This is a genomic window from Micromonospora sp. NBC_00898 (genome assembly GCF_045207895.1).
Classification (GTDB): Bacteria; Actinomycetota; Actinomycetes; order Mycobacteriales; family Micromonosporaceae; genus Micromonospora.
The window spans coordinates 6,457,272-6,481,186 of record NZ_CP108775.1; the positions used below are offsets into that span (position 1 = coordinate 6,457,272).

Below are 23,915 nucleotides of genomic sequence, written 5' to 3' on the forward strand. Positions count from 1 at the left end.
GTTTCAGGAGAGCTTGCTGACGACGTCGGCCACCTTGGTGCGGACCGACTCCGGCAGCGGGGCGTAGCCCAGCTCGGTCAGCGCCTGCTGGCCCTCGGTGCTGGCGGTGTAGGTCAGGAAGCCGTTGACGGCCTTGGCCTTGTCGGCCGGCAGGCCCTTGGTGCAGGCGATCTCGTAGGTCACCAGGACCAGCGGGTAGGCGCCGGCCGCCTTGGTGTTGTAGTCGATCGACAGGGCGAGGTCGTCACCCTGGCCGACGACCTTGGCGCCGGCGACGGCCTTGCCAGCGTTCTCGGGGGTCAGCTCGGCGAACTCACCGGCACCGTTCTGGATCTTGGCCATGCCCACGCCGGCGTTCTCGGCGAACGACAACTCGGTGTAGGTGATGGAGCCCGGGGTGCTCTTGACGAAGTTGGTGACGCCGTCCGAGCCCTTCTGGCCGGTGCCGCCCGGCGCCTTCCACTCCTTGGCCTTGCCGAGGGTCCAGTCGGCCTCGGCGGTCTTGGACAGGAAGTTGGTGAAGTTGTCCGTGGTGCCGGACGCGTCGTTGCGGTGGACCGTGCTGATCGCGGTCGACGGCAGCTTGGCGTCCGGGTTGTCAGCCTTGATCGCCGGGTCGTCCCACTTGGTGATCTTGCCGGTGAAGATCTTGGCGATGGTGGCCGGCTTGAGCTGCAGGCCCTCCACGCCCTGGAGGTTGTAGGCCACCGCGATCGGGCCGGTGACCATCGGCAGGTCGACGGCCTGGCCGCCGGCGCAGCGGGCGTCCGCCTTCGTCTTCTCCTCCGGCTTGAGCGCGGAGTCCGAGCCGGCGAAGTCGGCGGTGCCGGCGATGAAGGACTCGATGCCGGCGCCGGAGCCGCTGGGCTCGTAGTTGATCGTCAGGCCAGCGCACTTCTGCTGGTAAGCCTTGATCCACTCGCCCATCGCGTTCTTCTGCGCGGACGAACCATAGCCGCTCACGGTGCCCGTGGCGCAGTCGGCGGCGGCCGAACCGGAGGCCGACGGCGTGCTGGACTCGTTGTTGTCCGAGCCGCAAGCGCTGAGACCGAGCACCGCGGTAAGAGCGAGGCAGGCAATGGCGCCGTGCCGCTGGAGCTTCACCTGAGGGGTTTCCCTTCACGTCTTTGGTCAGGTCGCCCGGACGGAGCCGGGTGCCGGGCTGACCGGCTGATGGGAAGAAAGCTAGGAGCCCGAGGTAGCCGGCTCGCCCGTTGCAAGTGAACGGAAGGTGAACACCCACGCTCCGGCGGACAACCGCTAGCTGAGTGTGTGTTGTCCATTACATGAACTGGCGGGGACGTGTCCCCTTTATCATTACTTGTCGGGCTAGGCGTGACCGCGCCGGAACCTCGCCGTGATGGTCCCGTGATCCGCGTTTCGGCCCGCCGCCGCCCCGGTGGGCGCCAACTCAGGAGATCCTCTCGACCATGTCCCGCACCGACCGGTCCAGCGGGGCGGGCAGTGGGGCGTAGCCCATCTCTCCGGCGGCGCGCTGCCCCTCCTCGCTCGCCGTGTAACCGAGGAAGCTCCGCACCAGCGCCTTCTTGTCGGCCGCCAGCGCGTGGGCGCAGACCACCTCGTAGGTCACGAGTACCAGGGGGTACGCGCCAGGCCGCCGGCTGGTCGGCTCGATCGGCACCAGCAGATTCGCCGTCGGCTCGCTGAGGCTCTGCACCGCCGCGCCCCCGGACGGCGCGACGAACCGGCCGCTCGCATTCCGGATCGAGGCCGCGGGCAGATCGGTGCCCCGCAGGTACGACAGCTCCAGGTAGCCGACCGCGCCGTCCCGCCCGCGCACCGCCTCCAGCACCCGGGCGGAACCGGCCACGCCGACGCCACCCGGCGCCGCCCACTCCCGGCTCCGCCCATAGTTCCAGGCGTCGGGGGCGGACGCCACGAGGAAGTCGGTGAAGCTGTCGGTAGTGCCGGAGGAGTCGGACCGGTGGACCGGTCGAATTTTGGTCGGGGGCAGGGCCACCCCGGGATTGTCCGCTCGGATCGCCGGGTCGTCCCAGCGCCGGATCCTGGTGGCGAAGATCGCGGCCACCGTGGCCGGGGTGAGCCGGAGCGCCGGCACGCCGGCCAGGTGGTAGGCGACCGCGACCGGACCGACCACCATCGGCAGGCTGAGCGTCTGGTCCCCGGAGCACCGCGCATCGGCCTGCTCGCGCTCGCCGCCCTTGAGCGGGGAGTCGGTGCCGGCGAAATCCGCGGTCCCGGCGAGAAAGGAATTGATGCCGGCGCCGGAGCCCGACGGCTCGTAGTTGATAGTGGCTCCCCGGCAGGCCTGCTCGTACCGGTCGGTCCATATCGTCATCGCGTTCGCCTGGGAGGACGAGCCCTGGCCGTTCAGGGTGCCCCTGGCGCACGTGATCCCCGGCGCTACGCCCTCGGCCCGGTCGTCCGCCGGGCAACCACCGGCGGCCAGGAGCAGCACCATGGTCAGCCCCGACAGCACCACCCGCTGGGTCACCGGTCAGCCCAGGTGGTAGTTGACGTGGCCGGACCAGCGGGCGAAGCCGAGCCGCTCGTAGAGCGCCATTGCCCCCGCGTTCGACTCGTCCACGTAGAGCATCACCCGGTCCAGGCCCCGCCGGTCCCGCAGGTGCGACAGCCCGGCGGTGGTCAGCGCCTTGCCGAGGCCGCCGCCGTGCACGGACGGGTCGACCCCGAGCACGTAGACCTCGCCGATCCGGGCCGACCCGGGACGCTCGTGCACCTTGGTCCAGTGGAAGCCGAGCAGCCGGCCGGTGGCGGACTGCACGGCGAGCAGGAAGCCGGCCGGGTCGAACCACGGCTCGGCCAGGCGTACCCGCAGGTCGGCCAGGGTCCAGCGGCCCTGCTCCGGGTGTGCGGCGAAGGCCAGGTTGTTGAGCGCCAGCCAGGCCTCGTCGTCCGCGCCCGGCTGAAAGGCGCGCAGCTCGACCCCGTCGGGCAGGCGTACCTCGGGCAGCGCGGCGGTGAGCGGCCGGCGCAGCTGCCAGAGCACCCGCGCGCGGCTGAAGCCCAGATCGACCGCGAGCGCGGCGGCGGACGGGTGGTCGCCGTGCGCCCAGGCGCGCAGCGGCCCGGCCGCCGCGGCCAGCACGCCCCGGGCCAGCGCCCGGCCGGTGCCGCGCCGCCGGTACGTCGGGTGCACCACCAGCTCCACCCCGATGCCGGCGGTGGCGTCGGTGGTGTCCAGGTGGGCGTAGCCGGTGAGGGCCCCGTCGGCGGCCCGGGCGGTCAGGTGCACCGCCGGCGCCTCCGGATCCCGCAGCCGCAGCAGCACGTGCTCGTCGAGCGGGTCCGCGCCGTCGGCGTCCCCGGCCGTACGGGCCAGCGCCAGCACCTCGGCCACCTCGACCGGCGCCAGCCGGTCGGCGCGGGCGACACGGTCGGCGGTCGGCTCGGTGCTGCTCATCCCGTCACCGTAACCGCCCACGCGCGGTCGCTGACGCCGGACGCGGGGACCGGCGCCGCGACGCCCGTCACGTGGTGCCGGTGGGCAGCGCCTCCAGCTGGAACCGGTCCATCAGCTCGGGCAGGAGGTCCTGCAGGGCCTGGACGGTGCCGGCCCGGTTTCCGCCGGCGTCGTGCATCAGCACGATCGCGCCGGGCCCCGTCTGGGTCATCACCGCAGCGGTGATCTTCCCGGCTCCGGGCGCCGTCCAGTCGGACGGGTCGACCGCCCAGTGCAGCGGCGCCATGCCCAGCTCTTCGCAGACCGACACCACCGGGGACGTCCAGGCCCCGCCGGGCTGCCGGAAGTACTCGATCCGCACGTCCGGCGCCGCGGCCCGGATCGCCTCGTTGGTGCGGAGCAGGTCGGCCCGGATCGCGTCCGGCGACCGTGTGCCGAGGGCGGTGTCGTGGTTCCAGGAGTGGTTGCAGAGAGTGTGGCCATCGGCCACGATCTCCTGGATCAGGTCCGGGTGGCTCTCCGCGTTCTGGCCTACCACGCAGAAGGTGGCCTTGACGCCGTACTCCCGCAGCAGCGCGAGCACCTGGGGGGTGTACTGCGGGTCCGGTCCGTCGTCGAAGGTGAGCGCCACCCGGGGAGAGCCGGTGGACACCAGGCTGCCGAAGGGCCCCTCGCCGCCGTCGGCCGGGTGCTGCCCGTCCTCCGGCGTGGGGCTCGTCCCGGTCGCCGCCGGGGGGTCGGGCCGGACCGGCGGCTGGTCGGTGTAGTGCGGGCTGTTGACGCTCGCCGTCACGCTGTGTCGCGGCGGGTCGGGGAGAAGGCTGCGGCCCAGCGCGTACGCCGAGCCGAGCAGCGCGGCCGCCACCAGGGTCACGATGCCGGTGGCGCGTAGCTTCCTGCCCGGCATCAGAAGCCCCGACCGTTCGGCCCTCGGCATGGACCTGTCGTCGCCCCCGTGGTCACCGCGCGCACCGTCGCCCCCTTTTCGTTGACCCGGCAGTCAGACTAGGAGCGACCAGACCGGCAAAAAGGGCAGAGGTGGAAAAGGCCCCTAAAGGGTGTAGCGGTCGAAGGGTCGGTCAGACCGACAGCGGGGCGGGCTCCGACTCGGGCAGCGAACGCGACGGCGGGACGACGAACTTGTAGCCCACCTGGCGCACGGTGCCGATCATCGACTCGTACTCCGAGCCGAGCTTGGCCCGCAGCCGCCGGACGTGCACGTCGACCGTCCGGGTGCCGCCGAAGTAGTCGTAGCCCCAGACCTCGCGGAGCAACTGGTCCCGGGTGAACACCCGGCCCGGGTGCTGGGCCAGGAACTTCAGCAGCTCGAACTCCTTGTAGGTGAGGTCGAGCGGACGGCCCTTGAGCTTCGCCGCGTACGTGTCGGGGTCGATGGTCAGCTCGCCGGCCCGGATCGACCCGCCGGCCCCGGCCGTCGCGTTGCTGAGCCGGCCGACCGCGAGCCGCAGCCGCGCCTCCACCTCGGCCGGACCGGCCGCGGCCAGGATGACGTCGTCCACGCCCCAGTCGGCGTTGAGCGCGATCAGGCCGGCCTCGGTGACCACCGCGACCAGCGGCACGCCGAGCCCGGTGGCATGCAGCATCCGGCAGGTCGCCCGGGCCTCGCTCAGCTCGGAGCGGGCGTCCACCAGGACCGCGTCCGGGCTGGGGCCGCTGACCAGCGTGCGGACGTCGCGTGGCGCGGTGCGGACCGAGTGCGGCAGCAGGTCGAGTGCCGGCAGCACCGCCGAGGGCTCCCCTGCGCGCGGGCTCACCAGCAGCAGGATCTCCACACGATCACCTCCGTCCCGGCGGCCTGATGGCCGCGCGCGACCAGCGGCACGCCCGCGAGGGGTGGCGCTGAGAACTTGCGTGGGTCCCGGCGTCGCTGACGGGCGGGTAACGGCTTGAGCGTAACCGATCGCCCCGCCTGCGCCCTCGTGCCCTTTCCCCTTTGTCTGATCTGCCCCTGATCGCGGCTCAGGTTTTAACGTTGCCGAAACCGCGACCTCCGCCGGAGCTCGCTGGTCTGGCACGATCGGGGCGTGTTTCCCTCCACCTCGCCCGAGACCGGCCGCGACCCCTGGGCCGGCGGCGCCCGTCCGGGGCCGGCCGACCCCTCCCGTGGCTACCCGCCGGCGCCGGGCCCGCGCACCGGCCCGGCCGCCGACGACGGCGGGCAGCGGCGCGAGCGGGGCGGCCCCCGCCGGCTCCGCAAGGGCGGCCCGGCCCGGCGACCCGACGACGAGCCCGCCGACGACGCCCCCGAGGAGGAGGTGGAGCCGGTCGCGGTACGCCGACCGCTCGCCCTCGCCGTCGCCGGGTTCGCCGCGCTGCTCGGCGTGGGCCTGGTGCTCGGCGCGCAGACCGCCGGCCCCGGGCACCGGCTGCCGTTCGCGTTCATCATCTTCGGCGTCCAGCTGCTCTTCGTGCTCGCCTGGACGATGGCCATGCGGCCGCCCGCGCTGCTGCTGGTCGCCCTGGTCGGCGCCGGGGTCGCCGCGGCGGCCGACGCCGCCGCCGTGCAGTCGGAGATCGCCGGCCTGGCCCCCCTCGGATACGCGGCGGCCGGCGGCTTCGTCCTCGGCGTGCTCGGCCAGCTCGTCCGCCGGGTCGACCGGGTCCGGGTGACCGACTCGCTCGGCGGCACGCTGCTCATCGTGGTCGGCGTGGTCGCGTTCGGCACCCTGATCGTGCTCAGCCGGATCCCGGCCGGCACCCAGGCCATCACGATCTGCCTGACCGCCACCGGGGTCGCGCTCACCGTCGCCCGGCTGACCGACGCGGTGGCGCCCTGGCCGCGGCTCGCCCCGCAGGTGCCCCGGGGCGCCGCCGGCGTGGTCGTCGGCGCGATGATCGGCACCCTGGCCAGCGCCGTGCTCGGCAGCTACCTGGTCGGCTTCACCCCGACCAGCGCCGCCCTGATCGGCCTGGTCACCGCCGCCACCGCCGTGCTGGCCGACCTCGCCGTCGGGTACGCGGAGGCGGGCCGGCTGATGGCCGGCGAGCCGCCGACCATGTGGGTGGCCCGGCACATGCAGGGCCCGCTCGGCGGCTTCGCGCTGGCCGCGCCCGCCGCGTACGCCATGTGCGTGCTCTTCCTCTGAGCCGGCGGTTGAGGAATCCAGCCATCGGGTATTAGCGGTGCGCCGCAGGGCGGCACCCGGCAACGAGCACAGGAGGCGGCGTGGCACAGGCCCAGGCGGCGTACGAGGAACGGCCCCGGCGACGCGGCCGGAAGGTGCTGATCGGGTTCGTCGTCCTGCTGCTGGTCCTGGCCGGGCTGCTGGTCGTCGCCGACCGGGTGGCGGCCGGCGTCGCCGAGCGGGCCATCGCCGACCAGGTGAAGCAGCAGGTCGCCAAGCAGGACGCGCAGTCCGCCGCGCCGAAGGTCCAGGTCGGCGGCTTCCCGTTCCTGACCCAGGTGCTGGCCGGGAGGTACGAGCACATCTCGATCGTGCTGACGGACGTGAAGGGCCCGGTGCGGGGCGACACGGTCGACGTGCCGCGACTCGACGTGGACGCCCACAACGTGCGGGCCTCGCTGGACACCCTCCGCTCCGGGCAGGGCGACGTGGTCGCCGAGAGCGTCGACGGCCGGGGCACCATCACCTACGCCAGCCTGGCCAAGCTGCTCGACCGGCCCGGCCTCACCCTCGGGGAGCAGGGCGGCAAGTTGGCCGTCACCGCCCCGGTCGACATCCTCGGCGTCAAGCTCACCGTCGTGGGCACCGCCGACGTGACCGTCAAGGACAACAAGGTGGCGCTGCGGTTCAACAACCTGAACGCCGAGGGGCTGCCCAACCTGCCGCTGGCCCGGACGCTGCTGGCCAACTACGCCAAGGGCATCTCGGTCGACGTGCCGCTGCCCGAGCTGCCGTTCCAGCTCAACGTCCGCAAGGTGGAGCCGAAGCCGGAGGGGCTGACCGTGACCGCCGACGCCCGGAACGTACCCATCAACCAGGCCGGCTGACCCGGCACTGCACCCTGCTCACGGCCCGACCGTCGGTCGGGCCGTCGGCGTTTCCGGGCACCGGCGCCGTGTCCCGGATGCTGGTCGGTCCGGTGGCGTTCACGAGGGTGGCTGGTAGGCTCCCTTCCCATGGGGACGCTCCTCACCAAACGGCGCGCGGTCGACCTGTGCCGCGTGGCCACCTGCCTGTGTCGCCCCGTCATCTGACGGCGGGGCTGTCCTCGGCCGCCTAGCGGCCACCGGCACGCAGGGTCCGCGTACCCTCCGGTGCTCCCCCTTCGCCCGGCAGCGGCGCCGTCGCACGAACCCGTGATCCCGTTCCCAACTCAGGGTCCCGCGCGTGGTGCGACAATCACCGACTTCGATCTCCGCGCGCTGGCTCACCATCCATCCTCACAGGGAGTGATCTGATGAGTCGCGACACCGCACTCGTCTCGGCCGAGTGGGCCGAGAAGAACATCGACGCCCCGGGCGTCGTCTTCGTCGAGGTCGACGAGGACACCTCGGCCTACGACACCGGCCACATCGCCGGTGCCATCAAGCTCGACTGGCGTACCGACCTCCAGGACCCGGTCCGCCGGGACTTCGTCAACAAGACCCAGTTCGAGGCGCTGCTCTCCGAGCGGGGCATCGGCAACGACGACACCGTGATCCTGTACGGCGGCAACAACAACTGGTTCGCCGCGTACGCCTACTGGTACTTCAAGCTCTACGGCCACCGCGACGTGAAGCTCCTCGACGGCGGCCGCAAGAAGTGGGAGCTGGACGCCCGCCCGCTGGTCACCGACAAGGTCGAGCGCCCGGCGACGCGGTACGTCGCGCAGGAGCCGGACACCTCGATCCGCGCCTTCCGCGACGAGGTGGTCGACGCGATCGGCACCAGGAACCTGGTCGACGTGCGCAGCCCCGACGAGTACGCCGGCCGGCTGCTCGCCCCCGCCCACCTGCCCCAGGAGCAGGCGCAGCGGGCCGGCCACGTGCCCACCGCGATCAGCGTCCCGTGGTCCAGGGCGGCCAACGAGGACGGCACCTTCAAGTCCGACGACGAGCTGCGCAGGATCTACGCCGCCGCCGGCCTGGACGACAGCAGGGAGACCATCGCGTACTGCCGGATCGGCGAGCGTTCCTCGCACACCTGGTTCGTGCTCCAGGAGCTGCTCGGCCACCGCAACGTGAAGAACTACGACGGGTCCTGGACCGAGTACGGCTCGCTGGTCGGCGTGCCGGTCGCGCTCGGCGACGAGCCCGGGGAGGCCTGAGCCATGACTGCTCCCACCGCCGCCGGTTGCGCGGCTCCCGACCAGGCCGCGCCGCTGCCGGCCAGCCTGGACCTCGAGAAGGAAACCGTCATCACCGGCCTGGTCAAGGCCGAGTCCGGCGAGGTCGTCCCGGGCGCGTACGTCCGCCTGCTCGACTCGACCGGTGAGTTCACCGCCGAGGTGGTGACCTCCCCGGCCGGCCAGTTCCGCTTCTTCGCCGCGCCGGGCGACTGGACCCTGCGGGCGCTCTCCCGGCACGGCAACGGCGAGACCGCCGTCGCCGCCGCCCGCGGGATCAACGAGGTGACCGTCGCGGTCGCCGCCGCCTGACCCACGCTCTGATCGGCCCACGGGGCCGGTCGCCCCGCCCGGGGTGACCGGCCCCGTCGCCGTCGCAGGTCACGCCGGAGCGGGCGGAGGCGGACTGACGCCGGCCAGCGGGCGGGACGGTGGTCCACCCGAACGGGCCGGCGCGGGAGGCGGGCCGCCGCGTGACACGATGGCCCGGTGAGTGGTGCTGTCCAGGCGGGGTACGCCCCGCCGACCGGTCCCGACCAGCCGGCTCCCGGCCGGCGGCGGCTGCGCTGGCTGCTGGCCGCGACCGTGGCGTGGTCGGTGCTGCTCGCCGTGCTGGCCTGGGTCTCCGTCCGCGACGACCCGCCGACCGTCCGCGAGCAGCGCAACCTGGCCGAGGCCGGGCCGGTGGTCGACCGGGCGGTCGGTGAGCTGCTGGCCGCGACCGGCGACGGCGTCGCGGCGTGGCTCCGGCCGGACGTGCTCCGCCGGGGCTGCCGGGTCACCCCGTTCGCGGACGGCGCCGCGCTGACCCGCGGGGTGGAGGTGCTCCTCCCCGACGACGACGTGCGCGGGCTGCTCCAGCGGGTGGCCGACCGGCTGCCGGCGGGCTGGCGGGCCGGGGTCCGGGTGGGCGGCGAGGGGCCGGTGCTGCGCGCCGACGCCGGTGAGTTCGTCGCCGTGGAGGGCCGCGCCACCGGGCCGGGCCGGGTCCGGCTCACCGCCGACACCGGCTGCCGGCCGCTGGGTGACGGCTACCGCGCCCCCACCGCCGTCGGCGGGCCGGAGGCGGACACGGCCACCGAGCTGCTGCGTGGTTTCGGTGGGGCGGAGGGCCCGGTGGAGGTCTCCGCCGCCCCCTGCCCGGGCGGCGCGACGGCCCGGACGGCCACGGCCGTCTCGGCGCCCGATCGGCCCGACCGGCCGACGCTGCCCGGCACGCTGTCGCAGGTCAACGACGGCGCCCAGCACATCCGCGCGACCCCCGAGCTGTACGCCTACCGGTCGAGCCGCACCGTGGTGGCCGAACGCGTCGACGGGCGCGTCCGGCTGACCGTCTCCACGATCTGCTCGCGCTGACCGCGGCCGGTCCCGATCAGCGGCCCCGGGCGTGGTCGTGCGGGGTGCGGCTGCGGCCGAGGGCGTCCACCCGGCCCCAGCGACCGGGGATGTCGAGCAGCTCCACCCGGCCCATCCCCTCCGGGACGGCGGGGTCGATGATCAGGTGCTCGCCCTGCGGTTCGAGGCCGAGCATCACCCGGAGCAGCAGCAGCGGGGTCCCGGCCGACCAGGCCTGCGGACTGCACGCCGTCGGGTACTGCACCGGATAGTCGGTGAGGTCCCGCTCGTACCCGGCGAACGCCTCCGGCAGCCGGCCGTCGAAGAACCGGGACGCGCTCAGCATCGCGTCGCAGATCCGGCCGGCCTCCTCGCGGAAGCCGTACTTCGACAGCCCCCAGGCGATGATCGAGTTGTCGAACGGCCAGACCGTGCCGACGTGGTAGCCGATCGGGTTGTACCGCCCCTGATCGTCGGCGAGGGTCCGCACCCCCCAGCCGGAGAAGAGCCGGGGACCGAGCAGGTGGTCGGCGATCAACCCGGCCCGGGACTCGTCGACGATCCCGCTCCACAGCAGGTGCCCGATGTTGGAGGAGAGGGCGTCCACGTGCCGCCCCTCCGGGTCCAGGGCGAGCGCGTAGTACTCCCGCTCCGGGATCCAGAAGTCGCGGTTGAACCGCTCCTTGAGCTCCGCGGCCTCCCGCTCCAACCGGTCGGCGTACGCCGGGTCGTTCCAGAACTCCCGGGCCATCCGGGCGCCGCGCAGCTTGGCGTCGTAGGCGTACCCCTGGAGTTCGCAGGTGGCGCGGGGGAACGCGGGCAGCCGGCCGTCGCGGTAGGAGATCGAGTCCCAGGAGTCCTTCCAGCACTGGTTCTGCAGGCCGGTCTCCGGGTTGCGGGTCATGTACCAGACGTATCCGGTGCCGAGCAGGTCGCCGTAGGTGTCGATCCAGTCCAGTGCCGCCCGGACCCGGAACTCCAACTGCCGGACCAGGTCGGCTTCCCCGGTCCACCGCTCGTACTCGTCGACCAGGATGACGAAGAGGGCGCTGGAGTCCGCCGAGCCGTAGTAGGGGGAGTGCGGCTGCTCCTCGAAGCCGGCCGTCTCGCCGTACCGGAGCTCGTGCAGGATCTTGCCAGGCTCCTCGTCCCGGAAGTCGTCCAGCCGGCTGCCCTGGAGCCCGGCCAGCATCATGATGGTGGGCGGGACCAGGTCCGGCAGGAACGGCAGCACCTGCAGGGAGGTGAGGATGCTGTCCCGGCCGAAGAGCGTCATGAACCACGGCAGGCCGGCGGCGAGCAGGCGCACGCCGAGCGTGATCGACTCGTACCGGAGCGCGGCGAGGTCGTTCAGGCTGCGCCGGTACGCCCCCGCGAGCGGCTGGCAGTCGCAGCCGAGCTTCGGTGCCCGGTCGATCAGCTCGTCCTGCTCGGCGTGGATGGCCGCGGCCGCGCGGTAGCCGCCGAGCGGCAGGGTGGCCCGGATGTCCTCGCCGCGGGCGCCGTAGATGACGGTGGCGACGTGCAGCCGGGTGGTCCACTCGCCGTGCCGGCCGACCCGGATCCGGAAGGTCATGCCCCGGCCGTCGACCTCGGCGGGGGCGGAGGTGCTGATCACCACCTCCCGGTGGAACGCCTCCCGGCGGTAGCTGAGCCGCAGCTCGTTCTCGCCGGCCGTCGGGGTGGTGCGTCCCTTCTTCTGCCGCGCGTGCTTGATCTCGAAGAGGTCGGCGAAGTCGGCGCCCATGTCGACCCGGAGGGTGAACTCGATCTCCTGCTCCGAGTGGTTGAGCACGGTCAGCTCCTCGGCGAAGCTCCCGCCGATGGAGCGGCTGCGAATCACCGAGACCTTCGCGTCGAGGTAGTGCGTCGGCTCGCCGGGAACCAGGAAGAACCGGGTCCGGTACGACTGGGCGTCGTCGATGGACAGCGCGTGCAGCCGCTCCCCGTCGAGGGTGAGCAGCCAGGTGGAGAGGAACCGGGTGTCGAAGGAGAAGAGCCCGGTGGGGAAGTCGAAGGACGGCTCGATGTCACCCCGGCGGTCGCAGACCAGGAAGGTGTTGCCGTCGAGGATGCTGACCCGTTCCTGCTCCTTCATGCCGTCCGTCCGGCCTGCTCGCGGGCGAGCTCGCGAGGGTCGCGGGTGCCCGGCGGGTCGGGGAAGAAACGCCGAAAGGCCAGGAAGAGCGTCACCTTACCGGTGAAGGTGCTCTCGTTACGGATCATGGCGGCAATGCCGTTGTCCCGGCCGGCGACCAGCCGCTCGAAGAGGTCGTGGCTGCTGTGCCAGGTGGCGTCGGAGACGCGCAGCTCCCGGAAGACCCGGGCGGAGCCGTGCCCCAGCTCGACCAGCCAGTGGTCGGTGCAGTTGCCGGTGGTCAGGTCGATCTGGAGGGTCCCGCTGACCGGCCCGAGCAGCACCACCGGGGCACGTTCCGGCAGTGACGCGAAGAACCGCTCGATCGCCTCGCCCACATCCGAATCGTAGGCAGTGGCCAGACATGTCGGGTCAGTATCGGCACTCCGCCCGAAGAGGACCGGCCGGGGGCGGGTCGGACGGCGTCAGTAGACCAGGGCCTGCGCGCCCTCGGCCATCGCCTCCTCGACGAAGACCGCCGCCCCGGCGATCCGCACCCCGGGGATGACGTCGCCGGGGCCGATGTCCCGGCGGGCGGCGCATTGGGTGCAGGCGGTGACCTTTCCGGTGGTCAGGATCACGTGCAGCAGCTCGGCGAGCGGCGCGGAGTGCGGCAGCTCGAACTCCTGCGCCTTCCCGGGCAGCGCGAACCAGGTCGACTCCCCGGTCAGCCAGAGGGACACGTCGACCCCGGCGGCGGCCGCCGTGGCGGCTACCGTGAAAGCCTGGGCGCACCGCTCCGGGGCGTCCGCCCCGGCGGTGGCCTTGACGACGAGAGTGCGGGCCATGGCGCCAGCATAGGATGGCCGGAATGGTTACCGAGATCGGGTTCGTCAGCCTGCTGGTCGCCGGCCTGGGCGCGCTCGCCGGTGGCCTGGTCTACGTCGCTGTCCGCATTTCGAGAGGCAAATGGTGAGCGCGAGGAGTGAGCCGGGTTTGCGAGCCCCGCAGTCGCGAACGAAGGTGGCGCGGTGAGCGCGAGGAGTGAGCCGGGTTTGCGAGCCCCGCAGTCGCGAACGAAGGTGGCGCGGTGAGCGCGAGGAGTGAGCCGGGTTTGCGAGCCCCGCAGTCGCGAACGAAGGTGGCGCGGTGAGCGCGAAGCCGTCGGACGAGAACCCCCTGCAGCCACCGTGGCTCAACGCGCCGCCGGTCGACCCGTACCCGTACGAGGAGAGCCACGACCTGCGCGTCGGCCCGAAGCTGCACCCGAGCCTGGACGGCCTGCTGCCGTACATCGGGGTGTGGCGTGGCCGGGGGCGCGGCGGTTTCCCCACCATCGAGGACTTCGACTTCGCGCAGGAGATCCGGATCAGCCACGACGGCCGGCCGTTCCTGTTCTACGAGTCGCGGGCCTGGATCCTCGACGAGCAGAGCCGCCCGGTGCGCCCGGCCGGCCGCGAGGTCGGCTGGTGGCGTCCGGTGCTGGACGGCGAGCGGGTCACCGACGAGCTGGAAGCCCTGATGTCCGTGCCCACCGGCGTGATGGAGCTGCACATCGGCAAGCGCAAGGGCACCCAGATCGAGTTCGCCACCGACGCGGTGGTCCGCACCGCGACGGCCAAGGAGGTCACCGCCGGCGCCCGCCTCTTCGGCATCGTCGAGGGCGCCCTGCTCTACGCGCAGGAGATGGCCGCCCTCGGTCATGCCCTCAGCCCCCACCTCTCCGCCCGCCTCATCCGCGTAGCCGGCTGACCCACCCCGCCCCGGCGGGTCAGGGGAGCGGGAAGCCGAGGAGGGTGAGCAGGACGGGGGTGCGGTCGGAGCGGGGCAGGGGGGTGCCGTCGAGGGTGCGGACCTCGGCGAGGCCGCGCAGCGACGAGGTGAGCCAGACGGCGTCCGCGCTCCCCAGCTCCACCGGGGTGGCCATCCGCTCCTCGGCGGTCAGGCCCAGGTCGGCGGCGTGCTCGAGGAGCCGGCGGGCGGTGACGCCGGGCAGGATGCCCGTGGTCGCGGCCGGCACCGTGCACAGGGTTCCGCCGGCCAGCCAGACCACGTTCGCGCTCGGCCCCTCCAGCACGTATCCGTCGGTGGAGACCCAGAGCACGTCGTCCACCCGGTTGCGGGCCGCCCAGCGGCGGGCCGCGGTGCTCACCCCGTACGAGGTGGACTTCACGCCGACCGGAAGCCAGTCCAGCTCGGGGCGGGCGCGGGCGGCCACCCCGAGGGGGAGGGTGGCCACGGTCACCCCGTCCCGCCGGGCCCGCTTCGCCGCCGCGGGGACCTCGCCGAGGGTGGCCCAGACGGTCGGCGGCCCGCCGCCCTCCGGCCCCCGGGCGCAGATTAGCCGCAGCGCCCCCTCCACCTCGGCCGGCCAGCCCGCCCGGATCGCGTCGAGCAGTTCGACCAGGAAGCCGTCGGGCGGCAGCGGCAGCTCGACCGCCGCGGCGCCGGCCCGCAGCCGGGCCAGGTGGGCGTCGAGCAGCCAGGGCCGCCCGCCGCGCAGGTGCATCGTCTCGAAGAGCCCGTCGCCGTGCAGGGCCCCCCGCTCGTCGCCGCGCAGCACCGGTTCCCCGGCCGGTACGACGCCCCGGCCGAGCACGGCCACCCGCGATGCCACCACGAGCGGAGCCTAGTGGCGTACGACATCGGCGGCCGGCGGAGCGCGGCGGCCGAACTATGATCGGACGGTGTCCGAATCCTCCCTCGCGGAACTGCTCCGCTCCCGCGGGCTGCGGTTGACGGCGCAGCGGCAGCTGGTCCTACAGGCGGTGCTGGACCTTGGGCACGCCACGCCGGAGCAGGTGCACACGGCGGTCCGGGAGGTCGCCGCCGGGGTCAACATCACCACCATCTACCGCACACTTGAGCTGCTGGAACGGCTCGGCCTGGTGACCCACACCCACCTCTCGCACGGCTCGCCGACGTATCACGCGGCCGGCGAGCACCAGCACGTCCACCTGGTCTGCCGGGAGTGCGGCGCGATCGACGAGATCGATCGGGAGCTGCTCCGCCCGCTCGCCGACCAGTTGGCCGCTCAGCGGGGATTCCAGGTTGACATCGGGCACGTGGCGCTCTTCGGCGTCTGCCGCCACTGCGAGGACGGGGAACAGAAATGATCGACATCGCGGGAGCGGTGGCCGCCGAGGCGATCGACGAGGAGACCCGGGACCAGCCCGAGCCCGCCCACCGGGCGGCCGGGGTGCGGGGGGTCGCCGCCCACTACGGCGACCCGATGCGCGAGCAGCGCACCCTGGCCACCGCCGTGGGCCTGGTGGACCGGTCACACCGGGGCGTCATCGCGGTGCCCGGCGAGGAGCGGATCTCCTGGCTGCACACCCTGACCAGCCAGCACCTCGCCACGCTGGGCGCCGGGCAGGGCACCGAGCTGCTGGTGCTCTCCCCGCACGGCCACGTCGAGCAGCACGCCATGGTCGCCGAGGACGGCGAGACCACCTGGCTGGACACCGAGCCGGGCGCCACCGCCGGCCTCCTGTCGTACCTGGAGCGGATGCGGTTCTTCAGCAAGGTCGAGCCGCGCGATGTCACCGCCGACCACGCGCTGCTGTCGCTGGTCGGGCCGGAGGCGGTTGGCGCGCTCGGCACCCTCGGCGTCGCCGGGCTCGCCGAGCCCGACCTGGTCACGGTGCCGGGCCCGAAGTTCCGTGCCGGTGAGCTGCCACCACGGCCCACCGTCGTGTACGACGTGCAGCCGCTGCCGACGGGCGGCTGGGCCCGGCGGGTGGCGCTCGGCGTGGATCTGCTGGTGCCCCGGGACGGCATGACCCAGGTGGTGGCCGAGCTGCGGGGCGCCGGGGTGCCGGTGGCGGGGCTGTGGGCGTACGAGGCGGTGCGGGTGGCCGCCCGGCGACCCCGGGTCGGAGTGGACACCGACCACCGGACCATCCCGGCCGAGGTGGGGCTGATCGCCCCGGCGGTGCACCTGGACAAGGGCTGCTACCGGGGTCAGGAGACGGTGGCCCGGGTACACAACATGGGCAAGCCGCCGCGTCGCCTCGTCCTGCTGCACCTGGACGGGGTGACCACCGACCAGCCGCCGGTCGCCGGCACGCCGGTGACCCTGGACGGCCGGGCGGTCGGTTTCGTCGGCACCGCCGTGCACCACTACGAGCTGGGCCAGATCGCGCTCGCGGTGCTCAAGCGCAACGTGCCCGACGACGCCCGCCTCCTGGTCGGCGAGACCGCCGCCGCGATCGACCCGGCGTAAGGGTGCCGTGCAGACGCCCGCGAAGCGGGAGTTCTTCCGCTCCTGCTGACGGGCACGGATGATTCTTCCGTCGTGACACGCTCCGGCCGTCGACCGGGGCTGGCCTGGGCGTCTAGGATCGCCGGCATGACGACAGGGACGTTGATCACGGTTGCCCCCACCGGCGCGGAGTCGGCCAAGGCGGAGGTGCCGGCGCTGCCGGTGACCCTCGACGAGCTGCTGTTGACCGCCAAGGAGTGCGAGGCGCTCGGCGCCGCCGTGATCCACGTCCACATCCGGGACGACGAGGCGAAGCCGACCCTGGACCAGGGGCGGCTGCGGGCGACGGTGGCCGCGCTGCGGGAGAGCACGGACCTGATCGTGCAGCTCTCCTCCGGCGGCGCGGTGACCGACCCGGAGGCGGCCCGGCTGGCCGTGCTGGACGCCGGTCCGGACATGGCCTCCTGCACCATGGGCACGGTCAACTTCGGCGACGATGTGTTCCTCAACCGCTGGGAGTTCATCGTCGGCCTGCACACCCGGATGCAGGAGCAGGGCATCGTGCCGGAGTACGAGATCTTCGAGCTCGGCCACCTGACCGCCCTTCAGCGACTGCTCGGCAAGTACGGCCTGCCGCACGGCGGGCACGTGCACGTCGACTTCGTGATGGGCGTGCCGGGCGGGATGCCGGGCACCACCGCCACGCTGGTCGCTGCCGAGCAGATGCTCCGTGACCTGCCGGCGGGGACCACCTTCTCGGCGACCGGCATCGGCCGCAGCACCATCCCGGTCATGCTCGCCTCGCTGTCGACCGGCGGGCACCTGCGGGTCGGCATGGAGGACACCGTCACGTACGCCAAGGGCCGGCCGGTGGAGTCCAACATGCAGCTGGTCGCCCGCGCGGTCGGCTTCGCCCAGCTGGCCCAGCGCCCGCCGCTGACCACCGCCGAGGCCCGGCAGCTGCTCGGCGTGTAAGCCCGCACCGGCCCGGCACCCCTGTACGCCGGCGGTCGACGCCGCTGGTCACCCCGGTGCCGGGCCTCCCGGACCCGTCGGTACCGTCCACCTCGTGGGAAAGACGTACGAGGGCGGCGTGCCGCTCGCCGAGGTGGTCCGGTCCGGCTTCGTGGAGGGGCTGCACCGCGGCTCGGTGGTGGTGCTGCACGCGTCCGGCGCGACGGTGGCCGGCACCGGGGACGTGGACTCCGCGATCTTTCCCCGCTCGTCCAGCAAGCCGATGCAGGCGATCGGGATGCTCCGCGCGGGCCTGCCGCTGACCGAGCCGGCCGACGTGGCGCTGGTCTCGGCCAGCCACGCCGGTGAGGGGTTCCACCTGGAACGGGTCGCTGCCCTGCTCCGCCGCGCCGGGCTCGACGAGTCGGCGCTGCACTGCCCGCCCGACCTGCCGGTGGGCGAAACGGCCCGGGAGGCCGTGCTGCGGGCCGGCGGCGGGCCGACGCGGGTCCAGATGAACTGCTCCGGCAAGCACACCGGGATGCTGTTGACCTGCCTCGCGGCCGGCTGGCCGCTGGACGGGTACTGGCGGCCCGACCACCCGCTGCAGCGGCGGCTGACCGCCGCGATCGAGGAGTTCACCGGCGAGGAGGCGGCGGCGGTCGGGGTCGACGGTTGCGGCGCGCCGGTGCTCGCCGTCTCGCTGACCGGGCTGGCCCGGGCGTACCTGCGGCTGGTCTCGGCGGAGCCCGGCACGGTCGAGCGGACCGTGGCCGACGCGATGCGGGCGTACCCGGAGCTGGTGGGTGGCACCCAGGCCGACGACACCCGGCTGATGCGGGGCGTACCCGGTCTGCTGGCCAAGGTCGGCGCCGAGGGCGTCATCGCGGCGGCCGTCCCCGGTGTCGGCGCGGTCGCTGTCAAGATCGACGACGGTGCCGCCCGCGCCCGGATGCCGGTGCTGGTCGCCGCGCTGGGCCGGCTCGGCGTCGACGCTCCGGTGCTCACCGAGTACGCCGAGGTGCCGCTGCTCGGTGGCGGCCTCCCGGTCGGGGCGGTCCGCGCCGTCTGGTGACCCGCGCTGCCCGCGGCCCGTCCCAGCCCCGCGGCGATCGGTGCCGTCGGCGGGGCCGTCCCGTCTGGGCGGTGGTGGGCGCGCGGCGGCGGCTGCGGGGTCCCGCCGTCCGGTAGCGGTCGCCCGGACGAGCGATATGACTGTGCGGCATGAATATGCCTGACAGTCATATCGCTGCCAGGGGAGGTGGCGCCCAGCGCGCGACACGCCGGGCGGGCGCTCAGCCCGGCCGCAGCGGGACCGGCTGCCGGGCGGGGCGGGCTGTCAGGGCAGGAAGTCGAGCAGGGCGGCGTTGACCGGTCCGGGTCGTTCCAGCGGCAGCAGGTGGCCGGCGTCCGGGACGTCGGGCAGTCGTACCGCGTCGGGTGCCTCGTCCGCGATGCGGTCGGCGAGCCGGCTGATGTCCGGTACGTCCGCCGCGCCGGCCCCGACCAGCACCGGCATCCGCAGCTCGCCCAGCCGGTCGATCGCCGGCGGGTCGAGCTCGCCGACCTCGACGGCGCTCAACGCCAGCTCGGCGGCGAGCGCCCGCTGGTCCATCTCCTGGGCGAACCGGATCAGCTCCGGGTCCACGTCCTCGGGCCGGCGGGCCGGGCCGACCACCCAGAACCGCACCTCCCCGGCGGCGGACGCGGCAAAGTCCTCCGGGTCCACCTCGCCGACCAGCGTCTCCCAGAGCTGTTCGGTCTCCTCCGACCACTCGTTGCCGGAGACCGGGGCGCCGAAGAGGGCCAGCGCCGAGACCCGCTCCGGGTGGGCCAGTGCGGCGTCCACCGCGATCTTGCCGCCGAACGAACAGCCGACCAGGGCGGCCCGGTCGAGGCCGAGCGCGTCGAGCAGGCCGACCACGTCCTCGTGGTGGGCGAAGGGGGCCGGCGGCAGTTCGGAGTCCCCGTAGCCGCGCAGGTCCAGGGCCACGACCCGGTGCCGGGCGGCGAGCGCGGGGAGCTGCTCCCGCCACATCCGCCGGTCGGCGATGCCGGCGTGCAGCAGCAGCACCGGCGTTCCGGCGCCGGCCTCGTCGTACGCGAGCTGGGCGCCGTTCACTTCGATCTTGGTCACCCCAGGACGGTACGTACCGGACACCGGGCGCGCAACAGTCGATCTGAGACCTTGCTAACTCTGGTTAGCGTTTTGCTTGCAGTTGCTAGCAGGGCCGGATAGCGTCGAGTCATGGCCACCAGCAAGGACCTTCCCGACGTCGGCGGGTTCATTCGCGATCTGCGCCGCAACGCGAAGATCTCGCTGCGGCAGCTCGCCGAGCAGGCCGGCGTCAGCAACCCGTACCTCAGCCAGATCGAGCGCGGCCTGCGCAAGCCCAGTGCCGAGGTGCTCCAGCAGCTGGCCAGCGCCCTGCGCGTCTCCACCCCGGCGATGTACCTGCGCGCCGGGCTGCTCGACGACAGGGAAGGCCAGGGGGTGCTCGCCGCGATCGCCGTCGACCCCGAGCTGACCATGGCGCAGAAGCAGTCGCTCACCCAGATCTACGAGACGTTCCGCCGGGAGAATGCCCGGCTCGCCGAGACGACCGCCGCCGCGAACGGCGCCGCCGAGCCGGCGACGCCCGCCGCCAGCGAGCCGGCGCAGGCCCCGCAGGCGCCGGCCACCGTGACGCCCGCCGCCACCGGCCCCACGACGCCGGACGGCACCCCGACCGAGGCGGTCCTCGAGTCGGTTGCCGTCACCGAGGCGGGCCCCGCCCCCGCCCCGACCACCACCGCCCGCCCGAAGAAGAGCACGCCGAAGGCCGCCGGTGCGGCCGAGGAGGAGAAGTCATGACCCAGCCGAAGACCAACCGCATCCCCGCTCCGCTCTACGCCGCCGCCGGCGCCGGCGAGCTGGCCCTGCAGCAGCTGCGCAAGCTCCCGACCGTGGTCTCCGACCTCGGCACCAAGGTCGTCGCCGACCTCGGCGGCAAGGCGGTCGTCACCGGCTTCGAGCTGCGCCAGAAGGCCACCGAGACGCTGAAGACCGCGAACCTGACCGCGACCGGGCTGCGGGAGAAGGCCGTCCCGGCCGACCTCGACCTGGACAAGCTCCGCGAGGCCGCCAGCCGCAACGCCGCGGCCGTGCTGGCCGCCGCCGAGGCCGCGCAGGAGCGCGCCCTGGCCGGCGCGCAGGCCGCGCAGGTCAAGGCCCTGGCCGCGTACGCCGAGCTGGTCGCCCGCGGCGAGCGGGTCGTCGGCGCCGGCGTGCTGGAGGCCGCCGACACGGTGCACGCGGACATCGAGGCGACCGAGGCCGCTCCGGTCGCGACCACCACGCCGGCCGCCCCGGTCGAGGTGCCCACCCCGGCCGACGTGGCCGAGGTCGTCGAGGCCAAGCCGGCCGCCGCCAAGACCCCGCGGACCCGGGCCACCAAGGCCACCGCCGCCAGGGCCACGACCGCCAAGCCGGCCGCCACCCCGTCGGCGAAGCTGCCGAAGACCACCAAGCGGACCCGCCCGGCCGCCGAGTAGCCGATCCTGGATCGACGGCCCCGGAAGCGTCCTGCGGGACGTTTCCGGGGCCGTCGGCATAAGCTTGCCGACATGGCCTACGCCGCGCCGATCTTCGTGTTCGAAGTCCGCTACGTGATCGAGCTGATCCTGCTCGTCTTCGCCCTGGTCGTCGAGGGTGTCGCCCTGGTGCACGCCATCACCCAGCGTTCCGACGCCTTCCCGGCGATCGGCACCCTGCCCAAGGGCGGCTGGATCGCCATCCTGGCGGTCTGCCTGGTGCTCACCCTCCCGTTCTTCGGGTTCAGCGTGCTGAGCATCTTCGCGCTGGCGGGCATCGCGGCCGGCCTGATCTACCTGCTCGATGTCCGGCCCGGGCTGCGTGACCTGCACGACGGCAAAGGCTTCTGGTGAGGGGTTTCCGCTGGCCCCCGCCGCCGGACGGTGGTCCCCGCACCTGGGGGCCGGGCCCGGGGGCGCCCCGCACCGGCCGTCCCGCCCTGCCGGAGCCGGAGACCGAGCTGGTCACCACCCCGCACGGCGTACGGCTGGAGCGGCTGGTCACCGGCACCGGTGACCCGGCCACGGTGTTCGCGCACGGGCTGGGCAACGGCATCGCCACCACCCGCCCGTTCGGCAGCGCGGTCACCGGCCGCAGAATCTTCTTCCAGTTCCGCGGGCACGGCCGCTCCGACTCGCCGCCCGGGCCGTGGACCTATCTGGACCTGGCCCGCGACCTGCGGGCCGTCGCCGACCTCGGCGGCGCCACCCGGGCCTTCGGCGCCAGCCTGGGTGCCGGGGCGCTCTGCCGACTGCTGGTGGAGAGCCCGGAACGCTTCGAGAAGCTGGTCTTCTTCCTGCCCGCCGTGCTGGACAAGCCGCGCGGCGAGGTGGCCCGGGACCGGCTGACCGACCTGCTCGACGCGGTGGAGAGCGGCGACGCCTCCGCCCTCGCCGACGTGGTGTCGATGGAACTGCCGCCCGCCGTGCGGAACACCCCGGCCGGCTGGGCGTACCTGCGGCAGCGGCTCGACCAGCTGCTCCGGGACGGGCTCGCCCCCGGGCTGGCCAGCCTGCCCGAGCAGGCGCCGCTGCGGGACGCGGGCGCGCTCGCCCAGGTCACCGCGCCGGCGCTGGTGATCGGCTGCGCCGGCGACGACCTGCATCCGGTGTCGGTCGCCGAGGAGCTGGCCGCCGCGCTGCCGCACGCCACCCTGCACGTGTACGACCGGCCGGGGGTGCTGTGGTCGGAACGCGCCGACCTGCGGGAGCGGATCTCGGGGTTCCTGAACGGGTAACGTCGCCTGTCATGGGCGTCACACACCACGGCCGTACCCACCGTCTCGACCTCGCCGATCCCACCCTGCGCGAGTGGGAGTGCACGGTGCTGGCGGCCGACCCCGAGCAGGGCATCGTGCTGGACCGGTCGGCCTTCTACCCGGGCGGCGGCGGGCAGCCGCCGGACCACGGGGTGCTGCTCTGGCAGGGCGTGCAGACCCGGATCGTCGGCATCCGCAAGGGCGACGACCTCTGGCTGATCCCGGCCGAGGGTGACCCGGTGCCGCCGGTCGGCACCGCGGTGACGGGCGCCGTGGAGGACGACCGCCGGACGATGCTGATGCGTACCCATTCGGGGTTGCACGTGCTCTGCGGGGTGGTGTTCCGCGACTTCGGCGCGCTCGTGACCGGCGGCAACATGGAACCGGGCGAGGCCCGGATGGACTTCAACCTCCCCGAGGTGCCGCCGGACTTCAAGAGCCGGATCGAGGAGCTGGTCAACGCCGAGGTGGCCGCCGACCGGTCGGTCGCCGTCCGGGTGCTGCCCCGGGCCGAGGCGCTGGCCCTGCCGGACATCATCCGCACCCAGTCGAACCTGATCCCGCCCGACGAGCAGGAGGTCCGGATCGTCGACATCGTCGGGCTGGACGTGCAGGCCGACGGCGGCACCCACGTCGCGTCGACCGCCCAGATCGGCAAGGTCCAGGTGGTCAAGGTGGAGAGCAAGGGTCGCGCCAACCGCCGGGTCCGGGTCCGCCTCGCGGACTGAGCGGGCTGGGCCGGGCGGTGTCCCCGGCACCGGTGGTCCGGTGCCGGGGACCGGTGCGTCACACCAGGTCGACGCGTTCCCGCTCGACCGGGTAGCCCGCCCGGGCGAAGACGGCGGCCATCGGGTGGTTGGTCTGGTCCGTGGCGGCCACGATTGCCGTCGCGCCGCCTTCGACCAGCAGGTGCGTGCCTTCGACCAGCAGGTCGTACGCGTAGCCGTGGCCGCGCTGCTCGGGGAGCACGCCGACGAAGGCGACGATCGGATCGCTGTGGTTGCGGGCCGGCACGATGATGCCGACCAGCGTGCCACTCGCGGTCCGGGCCAGTCGCCACCAGTCACGGGGACTCGGCAGCCAGCGCAACAGGTCCAGTTCCTCCTGGGCCGCCGCCTCCTGGCCGGAGGTGGCGATGGTGTGGCGGGTGTGGGCGTCCAGGCTGCCCTCGCCGATGCGGCGGAGGACGTCGAGGATGACGGCGTCGTCCGGTTCGGGGCGGAACTCCAACCGCCCCGGTCGGGCCGGCAGCCCGCAGTCGGCCGTCCAGCGGTACCGGTACCGCTCGACCAGCACCGACATGCCGGCCTTCGTCGCAGCGTCGATCCGGGCCTCGCCCTGCGCCCGGACGGCCGAGTCGTCGCGCCAGCCGGGTGGCAGTGAGATGGAGTACTCCGCCCGCAGCGGCGCGGTCCGCAGCAGCTCGACCGCCGCGCCGGCATCGGTGAAGTCGAACCAGTCGAGCGCCAGCGGCGCGGTGTCGCCGGGGCCGCCCCACCAGGCGGCGCGGGCCACGACGGTGTCGTCGCGGAGGGCGACCCAGGTCCATTCGGGGCGGTACTGGCCGGTGGCGGCCATGTCGAGGTAGCTCTCGCCGAAGGCGGCGCGGCCGACGAGAGCGGAGTCGGGCAGGGAGTCGAAGAGGTGTTCCTCGCCCGCGGTGATCGGGCGGATGACCAGGTCGGTCATGGGGTCCTTCCGGGTGGTGACGTGCTCCCGGTTCAGGACCTCGGCGTCCTCGCCGTCGGGTGGGAGCACATGACTGTCATGGTGGACATCGCGCTCACCTCCCTTTCGCTGATCGAGGACGCGGCCGCAGCCTAACGGCAGGGTCGGTGCCGGGCCAACTGGGTTTCG

The 23,915-nt window shown here is 73.6% G+C and carries 28 protein-coding genes; 17 read left to right on the forward strand and 11 right to left on the reverse strand.

Translation table 11 applies throughout. The annotated features are described in order from the left end of the window. Nucleotides 1-3: 3 nt before the first annotated feature. From pstS (OG799_RS31390) to OG799_RS31410, 5 genes are all read right to left on the reverse strand, one after another. Nucleotides 4-1,104 (reverse strand): phosphate ABC transporter substrate-binding protein PstS, encoded by a 1,101-nt coding sequence (gene pstS, locus OG799_RS31390; RefSeq protein WP_406040309.1) that lies wholly within the window; start codon nt 1,102-1,104, stop codon nt 4-6. Nucleotides 1,105-1,411: 307 nt separating this feature from the next. Then, entirely contained in the window at nt 1,412-2,476 is a 1,065-nt protein-coding gene (pstS, locus tag OG799_RS31395) for a phosphate ABC transporter substrate-binding protein PstS (RefSeq protein WP_406040310.1), read from the reverse strand. A gap of 3 nt (nt 2,477-2,479) precedes the next feature. Next, nucleotides 2,480-3,406: a mycothiol synthase gene (mshD, locus tag OG799_RS31400; RefSeq protein WP_406040312.1), complete on the reverse strand. Its 927-nt coding sequence runs from the start codon at nt 3,404-3,406 to the stop codon at nt 2,480-2,482. 67 nt (nt 3,407-3,473) lie between these two features. After that, the gene (locus OG799_RS31405) at nt 3,474-4,313 is read right to left on the reverse strand and encodes a polysaccharide deacetylase family protein (protein WP_406040314.1); all 840 of its coding nucleotides are present in this window, start codon (nt 4,311-4,313) and stop codon (nt 3,474-3,476) included. A gap of 172 nt (nt 4,314-4,485) precedes the next feature. Then, nucleotides 4,486-5,199 carry a winged-helix domain-containing protein gene (locus tag OG799_RS31410; protein WP_406040316.1) on the reverse strand — a complete coding sequence of 238 codons (714 nt, stop codon included), beginning with the start codon at nt 5,197-5,199 and terminating at the stop codon, nt 4,486-4,488. Nucleotides 5,200-5,451: 252 nt separating this feature from the next. Here OG799_RS31410 and OG799_RS31415 point away from each other — a divergent pair, with 252 nt between their 5' ends. The 6 genes from OG799_RS31415 (at nt 5,452) to OG799_RS31440 (ending at nt 10,012) form a co-directional block, all read left to right on the forward strand. Next, nucleotides 5,452-6,513 carry a hypothetical protein gene (locus OG799_RS31415; protein WP_406040318.1) on the forward strand — a complete coding sequence of 354 codons (1,062 nt, stop codon included), beginning with the start codon at nt 5,452-5,454 and terminating at the stop codon, nt 6,511-6,513. Between the two features lie 80 nt (nt 6,514-6,593). Continuing rightward, entirely contained in the window at nt 6,594-7,379 is a 786-nt protein-coding gene (locus OG799_RS31420; protein ID WP_406040320.1) for a DUF2993 domain-containing protein, read from the forward strand. Nucleotides 7,380-7,508: 129 nt separating this feature from the next. Further along, a complete protein-coding gene (locus OG799_RS31425; RefSeq protein WP_311202345.1) occupies nt 7,509-7,586 on the forward strand; it encodes an Ms5788A family Cys-rich leader peptide in 78 nt (25 codons plus the stop codon). Nucleotides 7,587-7,789: 203 nt separating this feature from the next. After that, nucleotides 7,790-8,638 (forward strand): sulfurtransferase, encoded by an 849-nt coding sequence (locus tag OG799_RS31430; RefSeq protein ID WP_406040322.1) that lies wholly within the window; start codon nt 7,790-7,792, stop codon nt 8,636-8,638. Nucleotides 8,639-8,641: 3 nt separating this feature from the next. Continuing rightward, nucleotides 8,642-8,968 carry a DUF1416 domain-containing protein gene (locus OG799_RS31435; protein ID WP_406040324.1) on the forward strand — a complete coding sequence of 109 codons (327 nt, stop codon included), beginning with the start codon at nt 8,642-8,644 and terminating at the stop codon, nt 8,966-8,968. A 177-nt stretch (nt 8,969-9,145) separates the two neighbouring features. Further along, on the forward strand, nt 9,146-10,012 hold the full coding sequence (locus tag OG799_RS31440; protein WP_406040325.1) for a hypothetical protein: 867 nt from the start codon (nt 9,146-9,148) through the stop codon (nt 10,010-10,012). A gap of 16 nt (nt 10,013-10,028) precedes the next feature. On the opposite strand, the gene OG799_RS31445 is transcribed toward OG799_RS31440, so the two are convergent. The 3 genes from OG799_RS31445 to OG799_RS31455 all read right to left on the reverse strand — a co-directional run bounded on the left by OG799_RS31445 (nt 10,029) and on the right by OG799_RS31455 (nt 12,916). Further along, nucleotides 10,029-12,089, reverse strand: a complete 2,061-nt coding sequence (locus OG799_RS31445; protein WP_406040327.1) for a glycogen debranching N-terminal domain-containing protein — start codon at nt 12,087-12,089, stop codon at nt 10,029-10,031. Continuing rightward, the gene (locus OG799_RS31450) at nt 12,086-12,466 is read right to left on the reverse strand and encodes a hypothetical protein (protein ID WP_406040329.1); all 381 of its coding nucleotides are present in this window, start codon (nt 12,464-12,466) and stop codon (nt 12,086-12,088) included. The genes OG799_RS31445 and OG799_RS31450 overlap by 4 nt, the downstream gene beginning before the upstream one ends. A gap of 87 nt (nt 12,467-12,553) precedes the next feature. Further along, on the reverse strand, nt 12,554-12,916 hold the full coding sequence (locus OG799_RS31455) for a DsrE family protein (protein ID WP_406040331.1): 363 nt from the start codon (nt 12,914-12,916) through the stop codon (nt 12,554-12,556). Nucleotides 12,917-12,939: 23 nt separating this feature from the next. Here OG799_RS31455 and mtfM point away from each other — a divergent pair, with 23 nt between their 5' ends. Next, nucleotides 12,940-13,044, forward strand: coding sequence for a small membrane protein MtfM (gene mtfM, locus OG799_RS31460; protein WP_275587258.1), 105 nt, complete (start codon nt 12,940-12,942; stop codon nt 13,042-13,044). Between the two features lie 173 nt (nt 13,045-13,217). Further along, a complete protein-coding gene (locus tag OG799_RS31465) occupies nt 13,218-13,820 on the forward strand; it encodes an FABP family protein (protein ID WP_406040334.1) in 603 nt (200 codons plus the stop codon). 19 nt (nt 13,821-13,839) lie between these two features. On the opposite strand, the gene OG799_RS31470 is transcribed toward OG799_RS31465, so the two are convergent. Next, the gene (locus OG799_RS31470) at nt 13,840-14,688 is read right to left on the reverse strand and encodes an aminotransferase class IV (protein ID WP_406040336.1); all 849 of its coding nucleotides are present in this window, start codon (nt 14,686-14,688) and stop codon (nt 13,840-13,842) included. A gap of 67 nt (nt 14,689-14,755) precedes the next feature. Between OG799_RS31470 and OG799_RS31475 the strand changes: the two genes are divergently transcribed. The 4 genes from OG799_RS31475 to OG799_RS31490 all read left to right on the forward strand — a co-directional run bounded on the left by OG799_RS31475 (nt 14,756) and on the right by OG799_RS31490 (nt 18,301). Then, complete coding sequence (locus OG799_RS31475) at nt 14,756-15,184, forward strand: Fur family transcriptional regulator (RefSeq protein WP_406040338.1); 429 nt, start codon at nt 14,756-14,758, stop codon at nt 15,182-15,184. Further along, on the forward strand, nt 15,181-16,293 hold the full coding sequence (locus OG799_RS31480) for a YgfZ/GcvT domain-containing protein (protein WP_406040340.1): 1,113 nt from the start codon (nt 15,181-15,183) through the stop codon (nt 16,291-16,293). The genes OG799_RS31475 and OG799_RS31480 overlap by 4 nt, the downstream gene beginning before the upstream one ends. A gap of 126 nt (nt 16,294-16,419) precedes the next feature. Then, nucleotides 16,420-17,247: a 3-keto-5-aminohexanoate cleavage protein gene (locus OG799_RS31485; RefSeq protein WP_406040342.1), complete on the forward strand. Its 828-nt coding sequence runs from the start codon at nt 16,420-16,422 to the stop codon at nt 17,245-17,247. Nucleotides 17,248-17,341: 94 nt separating this feature from the next. Beyond that, entirely contained in the window at nt 17,342-18,301 is a 960-nt protein-coding gene (locus tag OG799_RS31490) for an asparaginase (RefSeq protein WP_406040344.1), read from the forward strand. 264 nt (nt 18,302-18,565) lie between these two features. On the opposite strand, the gene OG799_RS31495 is transcribed toward OG799_RS31490, so the two are convergent. After that, nucleotides 18,566-19,363: an alpha/beta fold hydrolase gene (locus tag OG799_RS31495; RefSeq protein WP_406040346.1), complete on the reverse strand. Its 798-nt coding sequence runs from the start codon at nt 19,361-19,363 to the stop codon at nt 18,566-18,568. A 111-nt stretch (nt 19,364-19,474) separates the two neighbouring features. Between OG799_RS31495 and OG799_RS31500 the strand changes: the two genes are divergently transcribed. From OG799_RS31500 to OG799_RS31520, 5 genes are all read left to right on the forward strand, one after another. Beyond that, the gene (locus OG799_RS31500; protein ID WP_406040348.1) at nt 19,475-20,080 is read left to right on the forward strand and encodes a helix-turn-helix domain-containing protein; all 606 of its coding nucleotides are present in this window, start codon (nt 19,475-19,477) and stop codon (nt 20,078-20,080) included. Continuing rightward, nucleotides 20,077-20,760, forward strand: coding sequence for a hypothetical protein (locus OG799_RS31505; RefSeq protein WP_406040350.1), 684 nt, complete (start codon nt 20,077-20,079; stop codon nt 20,758-20,760). The genes OG799_RS31500 and OG799_RS31505 overlap by 4 nt, the downstream gene beginning before the upstream one ends. A gap of 72 nt (nt 20,761-20,832) precedes the next feature. Further along, on the forward strand, nt 20,833-21,153 hold the full coding sequence (locus OG799_RS31510) for a DUF2516 family protein (protein ID WP_406040352.1): 321 nt from the start codon (nt 20,833-20,835) through the stop codon (nt 21,151-21,153). Then, a complete protein-coding gene (locus OG799_RS31515) occupies nt 21,150-22,037 on the forward strand; it encodes an alpha/beta fold hydrolase (protein WP_406040354.1) in 888 nt (295 codons plus the stop codon). Before OG799_RS31510 ends, OG799_RS31515 begins: the two co-directional genes overlap by 4 nt. Nucleotides 22,038-22,048: 11 nt before the next feature. Further along, complete coding sequence (locus OG799_RS31520) at nt 22,049-22,786, forward strand: alanyl-tRNA editing protein (RefSeq protein WP_406040356.1); 738 nt, start codon at nt 22,049-22,051, stop codon at nt 22,784-22,786. A 58-nt stretch (nt 22,787-22,844) separates the two neighbouring features. On the opposite strand, the gene OG799_RS31525 is transcribed toward OG799_RS31520, so the two are convergent. Beyond that, nucleotides 22,845-23,747 carry a GNAT family N-acetyltransferase gene (locus tag OG799_RS31525; RefSeq protein WP_406040358.1) on the reverse strand — a complete coding sequence of 301 codons (903 nt, stop codon included), beginning with the start codon at nt 23,745-23,747 and terminating at the stop codon, nt 22,845-22,847. Between the last annotated feature and the right edge of the window lie 168 nt (nt 23,748-23,915).

Coding starts and splice junctions, on each gene's coding strand:
- OG799_RS31405 (WP_406040314.1), bottom strand. CDS start 4,313: ATGCCGGGCAGGAAGCTACGCGCCACCGGCATCGTGACCCTGGTGGCG.
- OG799_RS31520 (WP_406040356.1), top strand. CDS start 22,049: ATGGGCGTCACACACCACGGCCGTACCCACCGTCTCGACCTCGCCGAT.
- OG799_RS31525 (WP_406040358.1), bottom strand. CDS start 23,747: ATGACCGACCTGGTCATCCGCCCGATCACCGCGGGCGAGGAACACCTC.
- OG799_RS31430 (WP_406040322.1), top strand. CDS start 7,790: ATGAGTCGCGACACCGCACTCGTCTCGGCCGAGTGGGCCGAGAAGAAC.
- OG799_RS31480 (WP_406040340.1), top strand. CDS start 15,181: ATGATCGACATCGCGGGAGCGGTGGCCGCCGAGGCGATCGACGAGGAG.
- mtfM (WP_275587258.1), top strand. CDS start 12,940: ATGGTTACCGAGATCGGGTTCGTCAGCCTGCTGGTCGCCGGCCTGGGC.
- OG799_RS31485 (WP_406040342.1), top strand. CDS start 16,420: ATGACGACAGGGACGTTGATCACGGTTGCCCCCACCGGCGCGGAGTCG.
- OG799_RS31435 (WP_406040324.1), top strand. CDS start 8,642: ATGACTGCTCCCACCGCCGCCGGTTGCGCGGCTCCCGACCAGGCCGCG.
- mshD (WP_406040312.1), bottom strand. CDS start 3,406: ATGAGCAGCACCGAGCCGACCGCCGACCGTGTCGCCCGCGCCGACCGG.
- OG799_RS31510 (WP_406040352.1), top strand. CDS start 20,833: ATGGCCTACGCCGCGCCGATCTTCGTGTTCGAAGTCCGCTACGTGATC.
- OG799_RS31455 (WP_406040331.1), bottom strand. CDS start 12,916: ATGGCCCGCACTCTCGTCGTCAAGGCCACCGCCGGGGCGGACGCCCCG.
- OG799_RS31425 (WP_311202345.1), top strand. CDS start 7,509: ATGGGGACGCTCCTCACCAAACGGCGCGCGGTCGACCTGTGCCGCGTG.
- OG799_RS31505 (WP_406040350.1), top strand. CDS start 20,077: ATGACCCAGCCGAAGACCAACCGCATCCCCGCTCCGCTCTACGCCGCC.
- OG799_RS31445 (WP_406040327.1), bottom strand. CDS start 12,089: ATGAAGGAGCAGGAACGGGTCAGCATCCTCGACGGCAACACCTTCCTG.
- OG799_RS31500 (WP_406040348.1), top strand. CDS start 19,475: ATGGCCACCAGCAAGGACCTTCCCGACGTCGGCGGGTTCATTCGCGAT.